Below are 18548 nucleotides of genomic sequence, written 5' to 3'. Positions count from 1 at the left end.
GGGTTGAAGACGTCAGAGGTCGTGCAGTTTTGGGTTCCATTATGAACGATTTGGAAACCGGAACATGAGCGATCCGTAATTTGACCGGACTCCGGTGCAGTCCCATCTTGCGGTCCCGTAAGGGTGGGGGTGTCTCTTACAAGGGCGATACGTGACCGAGAGCGACAACCAGCCAATCCTGGAGCGCCTGCGACCGAAAAGGTCGCGCCGGCTCGGCTTGTCTGGAAAGCTGCTGCTGTTGACCATTCCGCTGGTGATGATCGCGGAGGTGCTGATCTACGTGCCGGCGATCGCCAATTTCTGGACCAACCGGCTCAACGATCGCCTGGCGGCCGCCAATACCGCTGCGCTGGTGCTCGATGCCGCGCCGTCCGGCATGGTGCCGGATTCGCTGGCGCGGCAGATCCTCACCTCCATCAACGCGCGCGGCGTCGCCATCAAGATGGGCCAGCAGCGCCGCCTGCTCGCCAGCGCCGACCTGCCCGCCTCGATCGACCACGACTTCGACATGCGCGACATGACGGTGTGGTCGTCGATCGTGAACTCGCTGACGATGATGACAGAGACCGGCGATCACACCATGCGCGTGATCGGGCCGTCGCCGGGCCGCGCCCAGTTCATCGAGGTCGTGACCGACGAGAAGCCGTTGCGCAAGGCGATGTATCGCTTCTCGCGCAATCTGCTCGGCGTGTCGCTGCTGCTGGCGGTGCTGACCGCGGCGCTGGTCTATCTTGCTCTGCATTTCCTGTTCGTGCGGCCAATGCGGCGCCTCACCGCGAGCCTCGTCGGCTTCCACGAAAATCCGGAGAGCGTGGCGCGAATCATCGTGCCGAGCCAGCGTTCCGACGAGATCGGCGTCGCCGAGCGCGAGCTCGCCGACATGCAGCGCGACCTCGTCTCGATGCTGCATCAGAAGAGCCGGCTCGCCGCCCTCGGCCTCGCCGTGTCCAAGATCAACCATGACCTCCGCAACCTGCTGGCCTCGTCGCAACTGCTGTCGGACCAGCTCGCCAGCGTTCCCGATCCGCGGGTGCAGCGCTTCGCGCCGAAGCTGATGCGCTCGCTGGAGCGCGCCATCGCGTTCTGCCAGTCGACGCTGTCCTACGGCAAGGTGCAGGAGCCGGCGCCGGACCGCCGCATGGTGGCGGTCGAGCAGGTGGTGGCGGAGGTGCGGGAGACCGCTGGCCTGTCGCCGGATGCCTCGATCACGTGGATCGCGGCGATCGAGCGCGGGCTGAAGATCGATGCTGATCCGGACCAGCTGTTCCGCGTGCTGCTCAACCTGGTGCGCAATGCCGCCCAGGCCTTGGACAGCCTCGCGGCGGATGCCGGCGTGCGCCAGATCCGCATCACCGGCCGCCGCGAGGGCGGGGTGGCGATCCTGGAGGTCTCGGACACGGGTCCCGGCGTCCCGGCGAAGGTGCGAGAGCACCTGTTCGAGGCCTTCCGTGGTGCCGGTCGTCCGGGCGGCTCGGGGCTGGGCCTTGCGATCGCGGCCGAGCTGGTCCGGGCCCACGATGGCGACATCCAGCTGGTCGAAGGCACCCTGGGGGCCACCTTCCGAATCACGATTCCCGACCGCCCTGTCGAGCTGCAGACCTTCTGGACCGAGCGCGCCAGCGCCTGAACCGGACCGGCCTCACCTGCCATTCCGGGGCGATGCCGCAGGCGTCGAGCCCGGAACTCCGGGCGTGCCGGAACGAAGCCCGTCCGCTCCGGCCCCTACCGAACCGCGCCAGCGCGTCTGCGGAAAAATGGTCGCAAAATGTCCCGCTCCAGCCTTGCCAAGCGGTCTCCGAGCCGTTAGTCAGGGGCCCTTCGCGAGGCCTGCCGGCATTTGCCGCCCCGGCCTTCCGGGATCCGGCCCCTGGCCCGGAGCCTGCCAAACGCGAAAAACGCGCCCGTAGCTCAGCTGGATAGAGCATCAGACTACGAATCTGAGGGTCGGACGTTCGAATCGTTCCGGGCGCGCCATTTAGATCAATGACTTAGCTAAAATCACCGTTTGAGATTTGAAAACTGAAACGGTTTTTCAAACGGTTTTGGTGTGCGACATGCATGCTTGTGGACGGTGCCGCTCCTGGCAAAGGATTGCATCCTGATCGGAGAATTAACGGGAGTTCGAATTCCACTCTCTCCGCCAGTGCCTCTGAGGTCCTATAAATCATCGAAGCCGTCGAGATGGCTATGGCGTGGCCGAAGCCACGCGTTCGAGAAGAGCCAGTAGCCCGCGGAGAATTTCGAGCGGAGCGGGCGGGCACCCCGGGACATGCAGATCGACCGGCACGACCTCTCCCACGCCCCCCACCACGGCATAGCTGCCGGCGAAGCACCCGCCGTCGCGGGCGCAGTCGCCCACGGCCACGACCCACTTCGGATTTGGCGTTGCGTTGTAGGTCCGCTCCAGCGCCATGCGCATGTTCTTCGTCACCGGCCCAGTCACCAGCAGCACGTCCGCGTGGCGCGGTGAGGCGACGAAGCGGAGGCCGAAGCGTTCGAGATCGTAATAGGCGTTGTTGAGCGCATGAATTTCCAGCTCGCAGCCGTTGCAGGAGCCGGCGTCGACCTCGCGGATCGACAGCGACCGGCCAAGGCGCCGGCGGGCCGCCCGCTCCAGCGCAGCGCCCACTTCTGCAAGTGCCCGGTCGTCGGCCGACGGCGCCGGCTCCGTCAACGGCATCTGCACGAGACTCTGGAACAGCAGCTTTCTCATCTGGATGGACGTCCCTAGAGGTCGTGGCCCGAGTAGGAGCAGTTGAACGATTTGTTGCAGAGCGGGAAATCGGCAACGATGTTGTCTTGGATCGCGGCCTCCAGCAGCGGCCATTGGAACCAGGAAGGGTCACGCAGATGGCAGTGCGCAATGCTGTTGTCGGCATTGAGCCTGAGCCAGACCAGGATGTCGCCGCGAAAACCCTCCACCAGCGCCATGCCCTCGCGAACCTCGCCGGCCATGGGCAGATCGATCCGCAACTCGCCCTGCGGCATCCGCTCCAGCAATTGGGTGACGAGCCCTAGACTCTGCTCGATCTCGCGAACGCGAATCCACACCCGCGCGTTGACGTCGCCGGCCTCAAGCACAGGAATCTCGAAGGCGAGCTTGTCATAGGGCGCGTAGGCAAGATGCTTGCGTGCGTCGAAGGCGCGGCCCGATGCACGGCCGATGAAGCCGCCGGGCGCGTATTGACGGGCGAGATCGGCCTTCACCGTGCCCGTGGTGACGGTGCGATCCTGGAGCGAGGCCGTGTTGTCGTAGAGTTCGACCAGGGCTGGGAAGCGTGCCTGGATATCGCTCACCAGCAATCGGATCGCCTGGATGCCATCCTGGTTGATATCGGTCGCCACGCCGCCGGGCAGGATCAAGTCGCGCATCAGGCGGTGCCCGAAAACATTGCCCGCGCCGCGCAGCACCTTCTCGCGCAACACGCCGCAATGGGCCAGCATCAGGGCGAAGGAAGCATCGTTGCAGATTGCGCCGAAATCGCCGAGATGATTGGCGAGACGTTCCAGCTCCGCCATCAGCGCGCGCAGATGGTGCGCACGCAGCGGAACTTCCACCCCCAACGCGGCCTCCACCGCGCGCGCGAAGGCCAGTCCGTAGGCGACCGTGCTGTCACCGGAGGCGCGAGCTGCGAGCTTGCCCGCCTTCGCAAGGTTCGCGCCCGTAATCAGGCCCTCGATACCCTTGTGCACATAGCCGAGCCGAGGCTCTAACCGCACAACGGTCTCGCCGTTGGCTGTGAAGCGGAAGTGGCCGGGCTCGATGATGCCGGCATGGACCGGGCCGACCGGAATCTGATGCAGGCCGTCGCCTTCGACGGGAAGGAACGCATAGGTCTTGTCGATCGGCGTCGGCTCGGGCTTCGCAGCGAGCGGATGCCGCAGGCCCCAATTGCCGTGGTCGAGCCAGGCGCGCGGGTCCGGCAGGCCCTGCGGCTCCAGGCCGCGGAGATCGCGGATGGTCCGTTCCAGCCGAAGTGCCGGTGGGTGGTGCAGACCGACCGACGGATAGCGGCGGGTCGGGCAATCGAGCGTGATGATGCCGACCACAGTCTTCGGCGCATCGAGCAGCGCCATGTGAACGCGATCCGCCTCGCCCCAAAGGCCGAGCAGTTCCCAGTCGGCGCCGGCAAGTCCCGCGATCGCCTCGTTCCAGGTCGCGACGCCGACGACGGCGCGCGGCCAGGGACGGGGGCTCGATGCAAGCTCGCCTTGGCGCAGGAGTTCGTCGAGGCCCATTGCGATTACCCCAGAATATCGGCGACGTGCCGGAACCACGTGACCAGCGTGGGCGGGAGGAAGATTCCGGCGATCAGCACGAGACCGAAATGCACGATCATCGGCATGTAGGAGGCATCCGATGGTGCAGTGCTTCCGGTCGGCACGCCAAAGGCGATACCGTTGAGATGATAGAACAGCGCGCCGAGCGCGAGCAGGATGCCGAACACGAGCGGGATGGCAAGCAGCGGCTCGCGCGCGAAGGTCGAGGTCACGACCAGGAATTCGCTCATGAAGACGCCGAACGGCGGCAATCCGGCGATGGCCACGACACCGATCACGAGGCTCCAGCCGAGCGCCGGATGGGTCGCGGTCAGGCCGCGGATATCGGCGATCTTCTGCGTGTCCTTGATCTGCGCGACATGGCCAACGGCAAAGAAGATTCCCGACTTGGTAAGGCTGTGCATCACCATGTGCAGCAGCCCGGCAAAATTGGCGACCGGGCCGCCCATCCCGAAGGCAAAGGTGATGATCCCCATGTGCTCGATCGAGGAATAGGCGAACAGGCGTTTGATGTCGCGCCGCCGGTAGAGCATGAAGGCGGCGAACACCAGCGATACCAGACCGAGTGTCACCATCAGGGGTCCAGGAGCCACCGCGCTCGGATTGGCTGCCAGCACGATCTTGAAACGAAGCACTGCGTAGAGTGCGACGTTGAGCAGGAGGCCGGACAACACCGCGGAGATCGGCGTCGGCCCTTCCGCATGCGCATCCGGCAGCCAGGCGTGCAGCGGCGCCAACCCCACCTTGGTGCCGTAGCCGAGCAGCAGGAATATGAAGGCGACGTTGATCAGCGCCGGATCGAACTGCGAGGCATGCGCGACCAGCACCGTCCAGACCATGCCGTTGATGCCTTCGCCCACCACGGGGAGCGCAGCCATGTAGACCAGGATGGTACCGAACAGCGCGAGCCCGATGCCGACGCTGCCGAGAATGAAATATTTCCAGGCGGCTTCGAGCGCTTCATGGGTGCGGTAGATGCCGACCATCAGCACGGTCGTCAGCGTCGCCAGTTCGATGCCGACCCACATCAAGCCGATATTGTTGGCGGTCAGCGCGAGATTCATCCCGCCCATCATGACCTGGAACATGGCGTGGTAGAAACGCAAGTATGCAGGCGTCAGCCGCCCGGTCGCCAGCTCGTGGCCGATATAGCTTGCCGAAAACACGCTGGTGGTGAAGCCGACGAAGGTATTGAGCACGATGAACGCGATGTTGAGTTCATCGACGAACAGGTAAGAGCCGGGCTGGATGTGATCGGCGAAGAACATCGAGAGCGAGGCCGCGAAGGTCAACCCCGACGCCAGCACGTTGAGGCGCGCGGACAGCCGATAGCCGGGAAGCAGGGCCAGCACAGCGGCCGAGACGACCGGAATGACGGTGACGAGGACGACGCCCTCGTTGGTGGACAACATCATCGGCGCTCTCCGCGAAAGCGATCCAGCGCCTGGACATCGACGGTGTCGAAGCGCTCGCGGATCCGGAACAGGAAGACGCCGATCACGAAGAAGGCGATCAGGATCGAGAAGGCGACGCTGATCTCGACCACCAGCGGCATGCCGCGCGCGCCGGTGCCTGCGAGCACCAACCCGTTTTCAAGCGACATGAAGCCGACCACCTGGCTCACGGCGTTACGCCGGCTCACCATCATCAACAGACCGAGCAGTACGACCGACAGCGCGAAGGCGAGGTCCTCGCGCGCGAGCGGATCGGCGGCGGGGGTGACCTTCAGCATGACCGTCATCGAGAGCGCGACCAGTCCCATGCCGGTCAGCATGGTCGTTCCGGAACCGATCACGGTTTCGATCTCGCGATGGATGCCGAGCCGCTGGATGATGCGATGCAGCCCGACCGGCACGACCACGGCCTTGAAGACCAGCGCGATCATGGCGGTGACATAGAGATGCGGCGCGCTCTGGACGTGGGCCTGCCAGGCGACCGACATCGCGAGCAGCACGGCCTGGAGCGCAAAGGCGTTGAGCAGGGCATAGAGCCGGTGCTGTGTGATCATCAGGAAGCTGACCAGCAACAGGCTGCCCGCCAACAGGTGCGCGACGTCGAATGTCAGTCCGTGCGCCATTGCTAGAGGCTCCTCGATACGAACAACAGCAGCGTGCCGAGCAGGCCGAGCATCAAGGCAGCGCCGACGAAATCCGGTAGGCGGAACACCCTCATCTTCGCAATGGCGGTCTCGAACACGCCGAGCAGAAAGCCGAACACAGTGAGCTTGGCGAGATAGCCGGCGAATCCGGTCAGATGGCTTGCGGTGCTCGCGCTGGGCGCAGCCAGCGTCCACGGCACGAAGATGCAGCCGATCAGCGAGATGTAGAGCAGCAGCTTGACCGCGGCGGCGAGTTCGATCATGGCGAGGTGGCGACCTGAATATTCCAGCACCATGGCTTCATGCACCATGGTGAGTTCGAGATGGGTCGCCGGGTTGTCGACCGGAACGCGGCCGTTTTCGGCGATGGCGACGATGATCAGCCCGACCATCGCAAGGCCCAGCGAGACACGCAGGCCGACGCCCAAGGCGAACAGATCGGCCACGGCCGAGAGCTGCGTCGAGTGCGCAACCAGCGCCATGGTGAAGACGACCAGCAGCATGGCCGGCTCGGCGAGCGAGGCGATCATCATTTCCCGGCTCGCCCCGATGCCGCCGAAGGCGGTGCCGATATCCATGCCGGCGAGCGCGAGGAAAAACCGCGCGCTGGCGAGCAGCGCGATGATGGCGATGAGGTCCGCGGACCAGCTGAACAGCAAACCCTTGGCGAAGGTCGGCACCAGCGCGGCGGCGACCCAGGTCGCCGCGAAGATCAGATAGGGCGCGACGCGGAATATCCACGAGGCATTGTCCGCGACCACGACCTCCTTCTTCAGGAGCCGTAGGATATCGCGATAGGGCTGCACGATCGGCGGGCCGCGGCGGCGCTGGAGGCGCGCCTTCACCTTGCGGATGAAGCCGGTCAGCAGCGGCGCCGCCAGCAGCACCAGCATCATCTGCGAGACCTGAACGAGAAGGGCGGAGATCAGCTCCATATCGCCAGCACCAGCAAGAGCAGCACGAGGGAGAGGAAGACAAGGCTGAGGTAGCGGCGGATGGTGAGGAATTGCAGTTTGTTGAGCTGGAGCGCGGCGCGTTCGACGGCGCCGGCAAACGGCTCGTAGAGCCAGTCCCACACCGGATCGGCGATCGTCAGCGTGAAGCGGGCGGCGCGTGTGTCGCCGGGCGCGGGCATGGTGACCTCTTCACTCGTGACAGGAGTCCGCGCTAGGAACACGCGGCGGATAGGCTGGGCAAAGCTCGAGCCGGAATATTGCGTCAGCGGACTGGGATCGGGAAAGCCGCAATCCCATGCCGGGCCGCGGCGGATCGCGTGCGAGGCGAAGCGGTGGATGGCCCACACCGCCAGCAGCGCGGACGTGGTGATGAAGAGAAAGACGAGCAAGCCGTTATAGGAGCTGCCGGTTTCGGCCTCCGGCACGATCGTGAGCCAGGGCCGGCTCCCCTGCGGCGTCAGCGCCGTGCCGGCAAGCTGGTGCGTGATCGGGGCGATGGCATCGATGACGAAGCCCGGAACGATGCCGGTGATCAGGCAGAGCAAGGCAAGTGTCGCCATGGCCGAGAGCGAGAAGCGGTCCACCTCCGTTGCTTGTCCCGCTTCCGTGCTGCGTGGACGGCCGAGGAAGGTGATACCGAAGGCCTTGACGAAGGTCGCGCCCGCCAGCGCTGCTGCGAGCGCGAGCAGGCCGCCTGCCGCCGGGACCATGACCTTCAGCAACCATCGCGCCAGGTCGGGACTCTGAAGCACGGCCTGGAAGGTTAGCCATTCCGATACGAAACCGTTCAGTGGCGGCAGCGCCGAGATCGCCATGCAGCCGACCAGGAACAGGAAGCTCGTCACCGGCATGCGGTGGATCAATCCGCCGAGACGATCCATGTCGCGCTCGCCGGTTGCGGTCAGCACCGCGCCGGCGCCGAAGAACAGCAGGCTCTTGAAGAGGGAATGGTTGAGCACGTGCAACAAGGCCGCCGTTATGGCCAGCGCGGCCGCCGCATTCATGCCGTCGGCTCGGAACGACAGCGCGAGGCCGAGCCCGATGAAGACGATGCCGATATTTTCTATGGTCGAATAGGCGAGCAGCCGCTTGGCGTCGTCCTGCATCAGGGCCTGCAACACGCCGAGGACTGCGCTCAGGCTGCCGATCGCGAGCAGCAGCGCGCCCGACCACCAGGGCAGGTCGCCGGCAAGATCGAACACGATGCGGATGAAGGCGTAGATCGCGACCTTCGTCATCACGCCGCTCATCAGAGCCGAAACGTGACTTGGCGCCGCCGGATGCGCAAGCGGCAGCCAGGCATGCAGCGGCACCAGCCCGGCCTTGGATCCTGCACCGATCAGGACCAGCACGAGGACCATCGCAGCCGTCAGCGGCGTTCGCACGCCATGTCTGATCGTCTCGAAGTCGTAATTGCCGCCCGGCCCGGCGAGCAGGCCGAGGGCGAGCAGGAGCGCGAGCGTGCCGAGGCTCGCCATGATCAGATACACGTAGCCGGCGCGCATGTTCTCGGGATCGCGATGATGCGCGATTACGAGCGCCCAGGAGGCCAGTGACATGAACTCCCAGGACAACAGATAGCTGAAGGCATCAGCCGCCAGCAGGACCAGATTCATTCCGGCGAGGAAGGCCGGAAAGAACGGCAGCACGCGATGCGGCTCCTCCGCGTGCGCGCCGTAGCCGAGCGCGTAGAGACTTGCCACGGCGCCGCCGATATTCACGACAACGAGAAAAAAGGCCGCGAGCGCATCGATCGCGAAGTGTGCGCCGATCCAGGGCAGGCCGAGCGGCAGAACGAGGTCAGTCGGGGCGCCGGCATGGCCGGCAAGCGCGAGAAGCGAAAAAACCGTCGCCGCGCTGCACAGCGCCAGCATGGTGCCGTAGATGATGCGAGTCGCCGCATACGCGCGCGCGATGGCTACCGCCAACAGCGCAACCCCCAACATCGCCGCTGCGCAGAGCATGAGGAATGCAACGACACTCATCTGAATTGGATCCTATGCCCTCTTCGCCATACCCTTCACGTGGCGCGAGTCGGAGAGTGCGGGCTCCTTGAGCCTGACTCCGCGGCCTCCGGTCTGACTGGCTGCTCCGTCGCCGATCAGTTCGATACCGCTCTGGTTCAGCGCCTCGATCAATTTCATCAAGGAATCGACGTTGCCGCGCACGACGCCTTCGCTCGCTTCCATACGCTGGATCGTGGGGACCGAAAGGCCAGACAGTTCGGCAAGCTGGCGCTGGTCGATGTCAAGAAGCGCCCTGGCCGCGCGGAGCTGTGCTGCGGTGATCATCGTCGAGATGCCAGTACTGATATTTTGTGCATCAATACTGCACGTAAAAGTGCTAGCTGTTCGATCAATTATACCAATGAAGTTGTTTTGTATAGCTATATTGATGTTCGAGACCTCATTTGCCGAGGACTTTGTCCCAGGCATCAACGCATTGGAGGGTGCGTATTGCAGGCCGGCCATTGATCGACTCGCTTGATGGACTTTCGGCGATGACGGATTATTGGCGGAACAGGTCGTTGTCGGGGGCGAAACCCTATTCTCCGGCCGTAGCTCAATCGGTGGGTTTGGGTCGGGGAAGAACGAAAATGCGTTCTCTTTCAATGGAGATTGACTGATACTCTCTCCGCCACAGGGGAGCTTGTGCCGTCATCTATGCAGAAGAGCGGATCGCTACACGCGTTTCGCGCGTCTAGGAGCCGACACTAAGCACCTCTCTCCCACGGAGCGCGCTCTTGCTATTCCGCGATCGCTGACTTCAGCCCTTGTTGCCCGCGAATGTCGTCAGCGATAACATGGGCATGTGGGTTGAGAAGTTGCGAGTTGGTGGATTTTGGCCACCGACGGATACTTGGGCTATTCGCATTCAATGCCGCAAATACCGTACTGCTGATCGCTTGTTGTTGGCGTCGTAGGTGATCCTCCAGCAGCTTGGGGCAAGTGATGTAGCCTGCGTTCACGCCGGGAATTGCGTGGTTCATCAGCAGCTTCGCATCGAACTCCGACACGCCGGCTGCGGCGGCGATGGTGCGAAAGCTCTGCCGTAGATCGTTACCCCATTTCGACAGCGTGGCCCGATCTTCTATCTGCTCGACGATGTGCCCCGACACGCTGTCGGCCGGGAATATCCATTGGCGGGCATGCGACGGATGCATCTGATGTCCGAAGCGCATGACTCGGATCAGGCAGCGGATCATTTCCCGAGATAGAGGAATGTCGAAGGCCCGCTTCGCGCCGCCCTTGGGCTTCGGAATGTGCAGGATCCGTCTCTTGAAATCGATATTGCCCGGAGTGGTTTCCTGCAACGCGGTGGGCCGACATCCCGAAAGCAGCGTGAAGAGATGGAATTCACGGCGGATCGGATTGTCCAAAGCCGGCAATTCGGAAAACCAGGCCCTCAGATCACCGGGCCCCATTCCGGTGTCGCGTCGCTTCTCTCCATTCCAGTCGATAGCCCCGACGGGATTATCGGGCGGCAAGGTCTTGTTCGCTTTGCGGGCGTGGGAATAGATGGCCCGGAGAGTGCGCATGCTTCCATTCGCAATATATGGCCCGTTCTCCTTGGTGATTTCGTCATGTCTCTCGACCACCTTTGCAGGGTGGCGGCCCAAATCTTCCAATGGCGTATCGAGCCATTTGATGAAGATTCGTTCCACGTGATCCCGATAGCTCTCGATTGTGCGCTCGCTACGGCCTTTCCTAATCATGTGGGCGTCGCGATATCGCTCCCACGCTTGCCTGAGCGTGATGCCGCCGGATTGATGCGCGGTCGGGCTATCCCCGCTGGCCGCGACGCGACTCGGTTTCGACCCGGCCTTGGGATGCTGACCCCGGCTTATCTGAGCAAGATATTCCTTGGCAGTCGCTCGGGCCGTCCTTGTCGAGAGTTCTTTGACGTCGCCGATTGCGACCCGGATCGACGTCGCTCGCTTGCCGTCCTCGCGAAGGTCGCCTTGGACGGTAAAGGCTCGTTTCCGCTTTCCGACGACGACGAAGAAGCCCTTCAGTTCGGTGTCGCGCGCCAGATACCAGCCCTTCCTCGGGGTCGGCAGGCGAGCGATTTCTTTGTCGGTCAGCAGGAGGCGGACATCGGCCATCGGAGCGCTCCGAAACAAAAACGGTTTTTCAAACGGTTTTGGAAAATCGGGGAGTTCGACGGCTCGACCCTGACCTTGTAGGAGGATGTGCGATAAAAGGCTCGAAATTAAGGACTTTTGCGTCTATCGTTGCGCTGTGGCGTACAGTCGGATAGCGTGGCGAAGCAATGTTTTTGAACTACGAATCTGAGGGTCGGACGTTCGAATCGTTCCGGGCGCGCCATTCGCCGATGAACCACAGCACGTTCAATTCGCACGTCCATCACTTCCGGTCGATGCGTCGATTGGCGGATCTCGGGTGCGCAGGAGAACAATCTTGAGTCGCTTCTGGTCAGAGCTCGTTCATGGGCTGTCGCCCTATGTGCCTGGCGAGCAGCCGCAGATCCCGGGCCTGGTCAAGCTCAACACCAATGAGAGCCCGTTCGGGCCGTCGCCGAAGGCGATCGAGGCCATACGGGCCGCCGCTGCCGACACCTTGCGGCTCTATCCAGATCCCCAGGCAACGCGGCTGCGCGAGGTGCTCGCGGCCTATCACAAGGTCTCACCCGAGCAGGTGTTCGTCGGCAACGGCTCGGACGAGGTGCTCGCGCATGCCTTTGCGGCGCTCCTGAAGCAACCTGCGCCGCTGCTGTTCCCCGACGTGACCTACAGCTTCTATCCGGTCTACTGTCGGCTGCTCGGAATCGATTACGCGACCGTTCCGCTCGATGCCGAGATGCGCGTGCGCGTCGACGATTATCTCGACCGCGACGGGCCGGTGATCGTGGCCAATCCGAATGCGCCGACCGGAATTGCGCTGTCGCGTGCCGAGATCGCACGGCTGGCTGCTGCCCGCAGCGATGTGGCCGTCGTCGTCGACGAGGCCTATGTCGATTTTGGCGCCGAGACTGCGATCCCTTTGATCTCCGAGCATCCCAACCTGCTGGTGGTGCAGACGATGTCGAAATCGCGCGCGCTGGCCGGGCTGCGGGTCGGCTACGCGATCGGCGCCGCCGGCCTGATCGAAGGCCTGACGCGGGTCAAGGACAGCTTCAACTCCTACCCGCTCGGTCGGCTTGCCCAGGCCGGCGCGATCGCCTCGATCGAGGACGACGCCCATTTCCAGCAGGCGCGCTCGGTCATCATGAAGAACCGCGCCGACCTCACCGCCGCGCTGGCCCGTCTCGGCTTCGAGGTCCTGCCGTCCAGCGCCAATTTCGTCTTCGTCCGTCATCCTGATCATTCCGGCCAGGCGCTGGCCACGGCCTTGCGTCAGCGCGCCGTGCTCGTCCGCCATTTCACCGCCCCGCGGATCGCGGACTATCTGCGTATCACCATCGGCTCGGAGACGGAGCTCGCGCGGCTGACGGACGCGCTGCGCGAGGTGCTGGCGCAGAATGGTTGAGAGTTGTGGCTGAGATGACGATCGGTCGGAGCCGATCCGCCACGACCGGCACACTCTGCGAAGCCTGGATGCCATTGGTCCCAGACATCAGACCCGAAGCACGCGCGCGATCGCCAGCAGCCGCGGCACCTGCGCGTGAATGGCTGCAGCCACGTCGCGGTCGAGCCTGTCGCGCCAGCGCGCAGGAATCGCCGCCAGCCCATAGGTGGCGCCGGCCAGCATGCCCGCGAGAGCGCCCGTCGTGTCGGCGTCGCCGCCCTGGTTGACGGTCTGCACCAGGCATTCTGTGAACGAGTCGATGGCGAGATAGTGGTGCAGCACGGTCTGCATGGTGTCGACGATGAAGGCCGAGCTCTGCCCGGGGTAGGGGACGAAGCTGAAGGCGCGGTGCTTGCCGATCAGAGCTTCGGCTTCGCGGCGGACGGCGTCCTGGCCCTCACCCTGCAGCAAGGCATGAGTCATGCGCACCAGCGCAACGCAGGCGTCGTCCGACAACGGATGATGGTGCGTGGCGCGCGCCTGCGCCAGCGTCCACGTCTCGGCGTTGTCCGGTGCCTCGAGCGTCGCGAGCGCCACGGGCAGTACGCGCATCGCCGCGCCATTGCCAGCGTCGCCTTCGGCGTAGACACCTTCGACCGTGCCGCGCATGACGTAACGGCGGATGCCGCGGCGGCAGGTGTTGCCGACATCGGCCGGCCCGGTCCGAAGCCATGCCGCGAACTCCTCGCAGACGTCGCGTGCGTCGAAGCCGCCATTGCGGATCAGCGAGCGTCCCAGCGCCAGCGACATCTCGGTGTCGTCGGTGACCTCGCCCGGCTTCAGCTTCAGCCAGCCGCCGCCGATGATGTCGCGATGCACGCCATATTGCGCGGCGATCTCGTCTCGGGTCATGAACTCGACGGTGGCGCCGAGCGCATCGCCGATGGCAAAGCCGAGATAGGCCGCGAGCGCGCGTTCCTCGACATCGAGTGCGGTCATGCTGCGATCCGCTCACACATAGTCGACGCTCACGCGGTAGTCGCCGCCGATCACGAGGTATTCGCCTTCGCCCTTCAGCGCATGTGACGACAGCAGGCCGTTGAAGAACACGATCTTGCTGACGGGGACGCGCGCGGTGAGGATCATGTCGCCGAAGCAGCCGGCGGTGTCGCGGTCGGAGGAGAACGAGACGAGATTGTTGAGCCGGACCACCGCCTCGCGCCGCGTCGTTCGCTCCACGATCCAATGCTCGTCGAACGAATTGACGCCGCGATGCAGCGTCAGATGTGTCTGGTCGGGGAAGGTGAAGCGGCGCATGGCCCATTGGCAGAATTCGAACAGCAGATCGAGCTGCACCCAGATCGCATTGTTGTGGAAGCGGCTCGACATCTTCTCCTCGACATAGGTCGTCCAGGCCCGGCTTGCCACGGCTTCGATAGCCTCCTTGTGGAACGATGGGCCGAGGCCGAACCGGCTCTCGACCCAGCCCTTGAGCACGGCGCCTTCCGGGCCGTTGCTGTCGAAGCCCCAGCCCTGGATCAGCCGCAGGAAGGACGAGCGGAAACGCCGCTGGCCGCCGGACGTCGCGGCGCGTTGCTCGGGATCGAGGCCGAACATCGCCATCATGTAGGTGGTGAAGGCTTCGCCGGCTTCGGCGAGATGTTCGGCCTGATCGAGCATCATGAACAGGCTGGGGTTCATCTCGGTGACGCCCCAGATGTGCAGCGGCACCGCCGCCTCGTTGAAGGCAGCGCTCGCCAGCCACTCGGAAGGACGCCCCACGAGGTTGGTCGAATGGCCGATGCCGCGGCGGGCGCGCTGTGCTGCGTCGTTCATGGTCGGCATGATGCCGGGTCGCGCAGTGTAAGGGAAGCCGTCGGTACTGACATGGCGGAGAGCTTCTGATTGTCAGCTGCAGCCGCCCCAGCCGGTGCTACCATGACCACCGCAACCCCGCCGCTTGGAGCCTTCGAAATCGCCCGCAGGCAACTGCGTCGCCGTTGCGCTGTCGGAGCGGTTCGTCTGTGAAGTGCATCGAGCGCGCCTGCCGAGAGCGTTGTCTTCGATCCATTCGAAGCCGGCTGCTCGATCGCGCGCAGTGTGTCAGCACGGAGGGCAATCAGCACGATCGCGTTGAATTCTTCCCGGCCGTCCACTGGTGAGATGCCCGCGTCATCTGCGTCTACTGTAATGCTGCGGTAAGGCCGTGACGCTAGCTTCGACGCGTCCTTACGACCGACATCACATCGGTTTCGCCATCGACGGCGTGTCATGATGAGCCATGGCTCGCCGTCTCTCGATGTGGTGTTCGATCGGAAGGACATTGGAGCGCCGCCGCAGACCCGAAAGCCCGGCCTGATCAGGTCGGCTCCGTCCCACCTGCGGCACCTTCCATCATGATCTGGCGCCGCATGGCTTCGAACGTCGTCGGAGTCCAGTGAGCGGGCCGTTCGGTTTGTGTCCCAGCCCCACACGTCCGAACGGCCTGCAATGATGGACCTCGTGGTGACACTCGCGCTCACATGTTGATCGCATCGTCTTGCGTCTGTAATGATACGGTAAGCCGCGGCCGCGAGTCTCCCGCAGCGACGGCTGAGCTGATCGCAAGGAGAACCCAATGAAACGAATTTGCGCGCTTATGATCGTGGCCTCGACCATCGCAGGCGCGATCGCGACGCCGGCCAATGCCGGTGGCAACCGCGGAGCGGCGGTGGCGGCCGGCGTCGTCGGAGGTCTGGCGATCGGAGCCCTGATCGGGTCTGCGGCAACCGCCCGTTCCGCGCCCACCTATGTCTACAGCTACGAGGATTATCCGCCGCCGCGGGTCGTCCATCGTCGTCACCGCGTCTATGAGTACGACGCGGAATACGGCAACTATGGCGACGGCTATGTGTCCGGCTACCGGGACGGCTATTCCGACGGATCCTGGGACAACGACTGAGACCGCCGCCCAAGGACAAGGTCCCGCCGACGCGGGACCTTGTCCTTGATCCGAATGTTCGGATCCGCTGACGAGGCTGCCGCGTCCAGCGTTGCCTCGACCTATGGTTCCTTCGGCCGTGTCACCAGGAATGCCACCACCGTTCGTGTGCATCCTGTCCAGCCGAGCAGCCGGGCCTGCACCGCGAACTCGCGCTTGACGTAGTTGCCGGATCCGGCGGCCGCCGCTTCCGCGGCGGCGATGCAATCCGCCTGGTCGCGGAAGCACAGCGAAATCCAGCCTCCGCTGCCAGAGTCCGCACCGGTCTGGTGGGCTGTGGTGGGCAGACCGTAAGCGGGATGATCGGCACTGTAGAAGGTGGTTGCGAGCGCAAGGCTCTCGGTGCCGCCGACATGCTCGAGCGGCTTCCCCGTCAACTCCCGCCATTGTCGCGTCGCTTCCCGCGCGGTCTGCTGGTAGAAGGTACGGCCTTCCTCATAGCCGTGCTTGTTGCGATAGAAGGCGTGGAGCGGCGCCGCAACGATCGCAGCCAGGACGGCGATCCCGGCCGTCAGCACCGCGATGTTGACGGTATGAAAGCGCGCGATCGGATAGCTGGTGGCGCAGGCGACGACCACGACGAACAGGAACAGTCCCTGCAGCGCCCATAGCGACGGCAGGTCGGTGCCCATGACCAGCGCGTTGATGACGGGCAGGCCGAGCGTGCCGATGGCGATATATGACAACAGCCGGAGGCCGTCGTTCAGCGCGGCCATCTCCGTGGAGAAAGACCTGATCCTGGCGCCGGCGACGATCAGCCAGGTCGCGGCCGGCACGGCCATCGCGGCCGCGAGCCCCAGCAGGAAGAACAGGGAATCCCGTAACGACGTGGACAGGTTGGACCTGGCGTGCAGCAGCGCGTACTGAATGGGGGCCGCATCGTTGGCGACGAGCCAGTCGAGATGCATCGACAGCGCGGCGAGGCCCACGACGCCGGAGATCCACGGCGATGCCGATGTGAAGTAGGCGCGTCGCTGCGGATGCGCCATGGCGGCGAATGCGAAGCTCATCACCAGAAAGATCGAGTAGTACTTGCCGAGCAGCGCGAGCGCGGCCGTCAGGCCGGCGGCCGCCGCCCAGGGCAGTGTTCGCGTTTCGAACGCGCGCAGGAAGCAGTAGGTGGCGAGCGGCCACGTCGCGAGCTGCACCGAGTTGGCGTTGAAGCGCTGTGCGTGAAACTGATAGGCCGGCGTCAGCATCAGCAGCAGCAGCACGATCACCCGCTTGTCCCCAGTGACGAAACGGCGCGAGACGAGATCGACGCACCACAGCGCCAGCGCCGCATTGGTCATCGCCATCAGGTGGAATGACCAGTCGGAGAGAGGGAAGACGGCGGTCCAGGCGCCGGCGATCCAGCCCATCAGCGGCGGATGCTTGTCGTAGCCCCAGGCGAACTGCCGTCCGAATGTCCAGGTCTCGAGAACGTCGGGATGCAGGCCGGCGCCGGCATAGGCGATCGAGAGATAGGCCGTCCACACGGCCACGAAGCACGTCAGCAGCAGCGGCACCGCCCAGCCGGCCTCGATGCCGTCCAGCCAGCGCAGGAATGGAATGCGCCAGGCCGCCGGATGGCTGTCCGACCGTTCAGCGACGGTCGAGAACGCAAACTCGTGGAACATGCCGGTGTGCATCAAAAATGGTGCGTCGAACGGGACGTTCGGTGAGCGGCCGCGGCCGATAATTGGGGGCGGACCGTCCGGTGTGTCCGGTCGATCATGCGGCAGGCTCCATGCGAGCGAATCCTCGGCGTTTGTTTGAGTGTGCCAGTCTCGGCCAAGACGATTACGAAAGGCTGACGCCGCCGGCTTGCCGGCCGATGGAAAAACGGATCATCGCGGCGGGGCACGTCATACGACCGCAATCGCGCCAGCCGAGAAGCGGTTCAGCTTGCAATCGGAGATGTCGCGATAGGGCCAGTGCCCGCCAGCAGCGTGGAGTATATGAGCTGCGCGCGATCGGCGCTGGCAGAACGAGTCAACTTCGCTTGCGCGATCGAAACAAAGGTATCAGAACGCCGCCGACGTAATCCTATTGTAATCCCTCCGTAATGATAGGAACAGCCGATTGTCGATGATGCGGGAGAATCGCGTGCGCGTTCTGGTCGTTGAGGATGACCCCCAGCTGGGGATCTGGCTGCGGGATGCGCTCGCGACGGCGTTCGGCTCGTCGGACATCGTCACGACGCTCGACGAAGGGCGTGCGGCGATCGCCGTGCGCAATTTTGAGCTCGTGGTGATCGACCGCGGCCTCCCGGACGGCGACGGGCTGGCGCTGTTGCCGGACCTGCGGCAGCAGAAGCCGAGCCCGGCGACGGTCGTGCTGACCGCGCTCGATGACCCCGCCGACATCGCGCGTGCGCTCGACGAAGGCGCCGACGACTACGTCGCCAAGCCGTTCGAGCCGATCGAGCTGGTGGCACGGGCGAGGGCGGTGCTGCGCCGGCTGTTTCTCGACCGCGGCGCGACGGTCTCCATCGCCAATCTGAGCTACGACATCGTCAATCGCGCCGTCTGCGTCGAGGACGTGCCCATCGTGGTGCCGCGGCGCGAGCTGGCAATCCTTGAGGCGCTGGTCCGCCGCAGCGGGCGGGTGGTCCTGCGCGAGACGCTCGAAGCCGCGGCCTACGGCTTTGAGGACGAGATCCAGTCGAATGCCATCGAGGCCCACGTCTCGCGGTTGCGCCGCCGGCTGCGCGAGGCCAATTGCAAGGCCGCCATCAGGCCGGTGCGCGGCCTCGGCTATCTCCTCAGCGGCGAGTGACGCAG

Annotated in this window: 15 protein-coding genes and 1 tRNA gene; 5 read left to right on the top strand and 11 right to left on the bottom strand. The window is 64.4% G+C overall.

The window, feature by feature from the left end:
* Nucleotides 1–151: 151 nt before the first annotated feature.
* Nucleotides 152–1627, top strand: coding sequence for a HAMP domain-containing sensor histidine kinase (locus tag QX070_RS03580; protein WP_315734920.1), 1476 nt, complete (start codon nucleotides 152–154; stop codon nucleotides 1625–1627).
* Nucleotides 1628–1897: 270 nt separating this feature from the next.
* A tRNA-Arg gene (locus QX070_RS03575) sits at nucleotides 1898–1974 on the top strand.
* 211 nt (nucleotides 1975–2185) lie between these two features.
* Here QX070_RS03575 and QX070_RS03570 read toward each other — a convergent pair.
* The 8 genes from QX070_RS03570 to QX070_RS03535 form a co-directional block, all read right to left on the bottom strand.
* Nucleotides 2186–2713 carry an NADH-quinone oxidoreductase subunit NuoB gene (locus tag QX070_RS03570; protein WP_315734919.1) on the bottom strand — a complete coding sequence of 176 codons (528 nt, stop codon included), beginning with the start codon at nucleotides 2711–2713 and terminating at the stop codon, nucleotides 2186–2188.
* Nucleotides 2714–2727: 14 nt separating this feature from the next.
* Complete coding sequence (locus tag QX070_RS03565; protein ID WP_315734918.1) at nucleotides 2728–4239, bottom strand: NADH-quinone oxidoreductase subunit C; 1512 nt, start codon at nucleotides 4237–4239, stop codon at nucleotides 2728–2730.
* A gap of 5 nt (nucleotides 4240–4244) precedes the next feature.
* Nucleotides 4245–5693 carry a hydrogenase 4 subunit F gene (locus QX070_RS03560; protein ID WP_315735705.1) on the bottom strand — a complete coding sequence of 483 codons (1449 nt, stop codon included), beginning with the start codon at nucleotides 5691–5693 and terminating at the stop codon, nucleotides 4245–4247.
* Nucleotides 5693–6358: a hydrogenase-4 component E gene (locus QX070_RS03555; RefSeq protein WP_315734917.1), complete on the bottom strand. Its 666-nt coding sequence runs from the start codon at nucleotides 6356–6358 to the stop codon at nucleotides 5693–5695. The genes QX070_RS03560 and QX070_RS03555 overlap by 1 nt, the downstream gene beginning before the upstream one ends.
* Nucleotides 6359–6360: 2 nt before the next feature.
* The gene (locus tag QX070_RS03550) at nucleotides 6361–7314 is read right to left on the bottom strand and encodes a respiratory chain complex I subunit 1 family protein (protein ID WP_315734916.1); all 954 of its coding nucleotides are present in this window, start codon (nucleotides 7312–7314) and stop codon (nucleotides 6361–6363) included.
* The gene (gene hyfB / locus QX070_RS03545; RefSeq protein ID WP_315734915.1) at nucleotides 7305–9320 is read right to left on the bottom strand and encodes a hydrogenase 4 subunit B; all 2016 of its coding nucleotides are present in this window, start codon (nucleotides 9318–9320) and stop codon (nucleotides 7305–7307) included. The genes QX070_RS03550 and hyfB overlap by 10 nt, the downstream gene beginning before the upstream one ends.
* A 12-nt stretch (nucleotides 9321–9332) precedes the next feature.
* Nucleotides 9333–9806 carry a helix-turn-helix transcriptional regulator gene (locus QX070_RS03540; protein WP_315734914.1) on the bottom strand — a complete coding sequence of 158 codons (474 nt, stop codon included), beginning with the start codon at nucleotides 9804–9806 and terminating at the stop codon, nucleotides 9333–9335.
* A 275-nt stretch (nucleotides 9807–10081) separates the two neighbouring features.
* Nucleotides 10082–11440, bottom strand: a complete 1359-nt coding sequence (locus QX070_RS03535) for a tyrosine-type recombinase/integrase (protein WP_315734913.1) — start codon at nucleotides 11438–11440, stop codon at nucleotides 10082–10084.
* Nucleotides 11441–11756: 316 nt separating this feature from the next.
* On the opposite strand from QX070_RS03535, the gene hisC reads away from it, so the two are divergent.
* Nucleotides 11757–12824 carry a histidinol-phosphate transaminase gene (hisC, locus tag QX070_RS03530; RefSeq protein ID WP_315734912.1) on the top strand — a complete coding sequence of 356 codons (1068 nt, stop codon included), beginning with the start codon at nucleotides 11757–11759 and terminating at the stop codon, nucleotides 12822–12824.
* Nucleotides 12825–12911: 87 nt separating this feature from the next.
* Here hisC and draG read toward each other — a convergent pair whose 3' ends face one another.
* Together draG and QX070_RS03520 are read right to left on the bottom strand one after the other, a co-directional pair.
* The gene (gene draG, locus QX070_RS03525) at nucleotides 12912–13802 is read right to left on the bottom strand and encodes an ADP-ribosyl-[dinitrogen reductase] hydrolase (RefSeq protein ID WP_315734911.1); all 891 of its coding nucleotides are present in this window, start codon (nucleotides 13800–13802) and stop codon (nucleotides 12912–12914) included.
* Nucleotides 13803–13814: 12 nt separating this feature from the next.
* Nucleotides 13815–14639: an NAD(+)--dinitrogen-reductase ADP-D-ribosyltransferase gene (locus tag QX070_RS03520; RefSeq protein WP_315734910.1), complete on the bottom strand. Its 825-nt coding sequence runs from the start codon at nucleotides 14637–14639 to the stop codon at nucleotides 13815–13817.
* Between the two features lie 781 nt (nucleotides 14640–15420).
* On the opposite strand from QX070_RS03520, the gene QX070_RS03515 reads away from it, so the two are divergent.
* Nucleotides 15421–15744 carry a hypothetical protein gene (locus tag QX070_RS03515; RefSeq protein ID WP_315734909.1) on the top strand — a complete coding sequence of 108 codons (324 nt, stop codon included), beginning with the start codon at nucleotides 15421–15423 and terminating at the stop codon, nucleotides 15742–15744.
* A 101-nt stretch (nucleotides 15745–15845) separates the two neighbouring features.
* On the opposite strand, the gene QX070_RS03510 is transcribed toward QX070_RS03515, so the two are convergent.
* Complete coding sequence (locus QX070_RS03510) at nucleotides 15846–17402, bottom strand: glycosyltransferase family 39 protein (RefSeq protein WP_315734908.1); 1557 nt, start codon at nucleotides 17400–17402, stop codon at nucleotides 15846–15848.
* 469 nt (nucleotides 17403–17871) lie between these two features.
* Between QX070_RS03510 and QX070_RS03505 the strand changes: the two genes are divergently transcribed.
* Nucleotides 17872–18543: a response regulator transcription factor gene (locus tag QX070_RS03505; protein WP_315734907.1), complete on the top strand. Its 672-nt coding sequence runs from the start codon at nucleotides 17872–17874 to the stop codon at nucleotides 18541–18543.
* The last annotated feature ends 5 nt before the right edge of the window (nucleotides 18544–18548 follow it).

The sequence above is a fragment of the Bradyrhizobium sp. SZCCHNR1093 genome, from assembly GCF_032381175.1.
Classification (GTDB): domain Bacteria; phylum Pseudomonadota; class Alphaproteobacteria; order Rhizobiales; family Xanthobacteraceae; genus Bradyrhizobium.
Note: the sequence above shows the minus strand (reverse complement) of the source record. Positions and strands in the feature narration are given on the sequence as shown.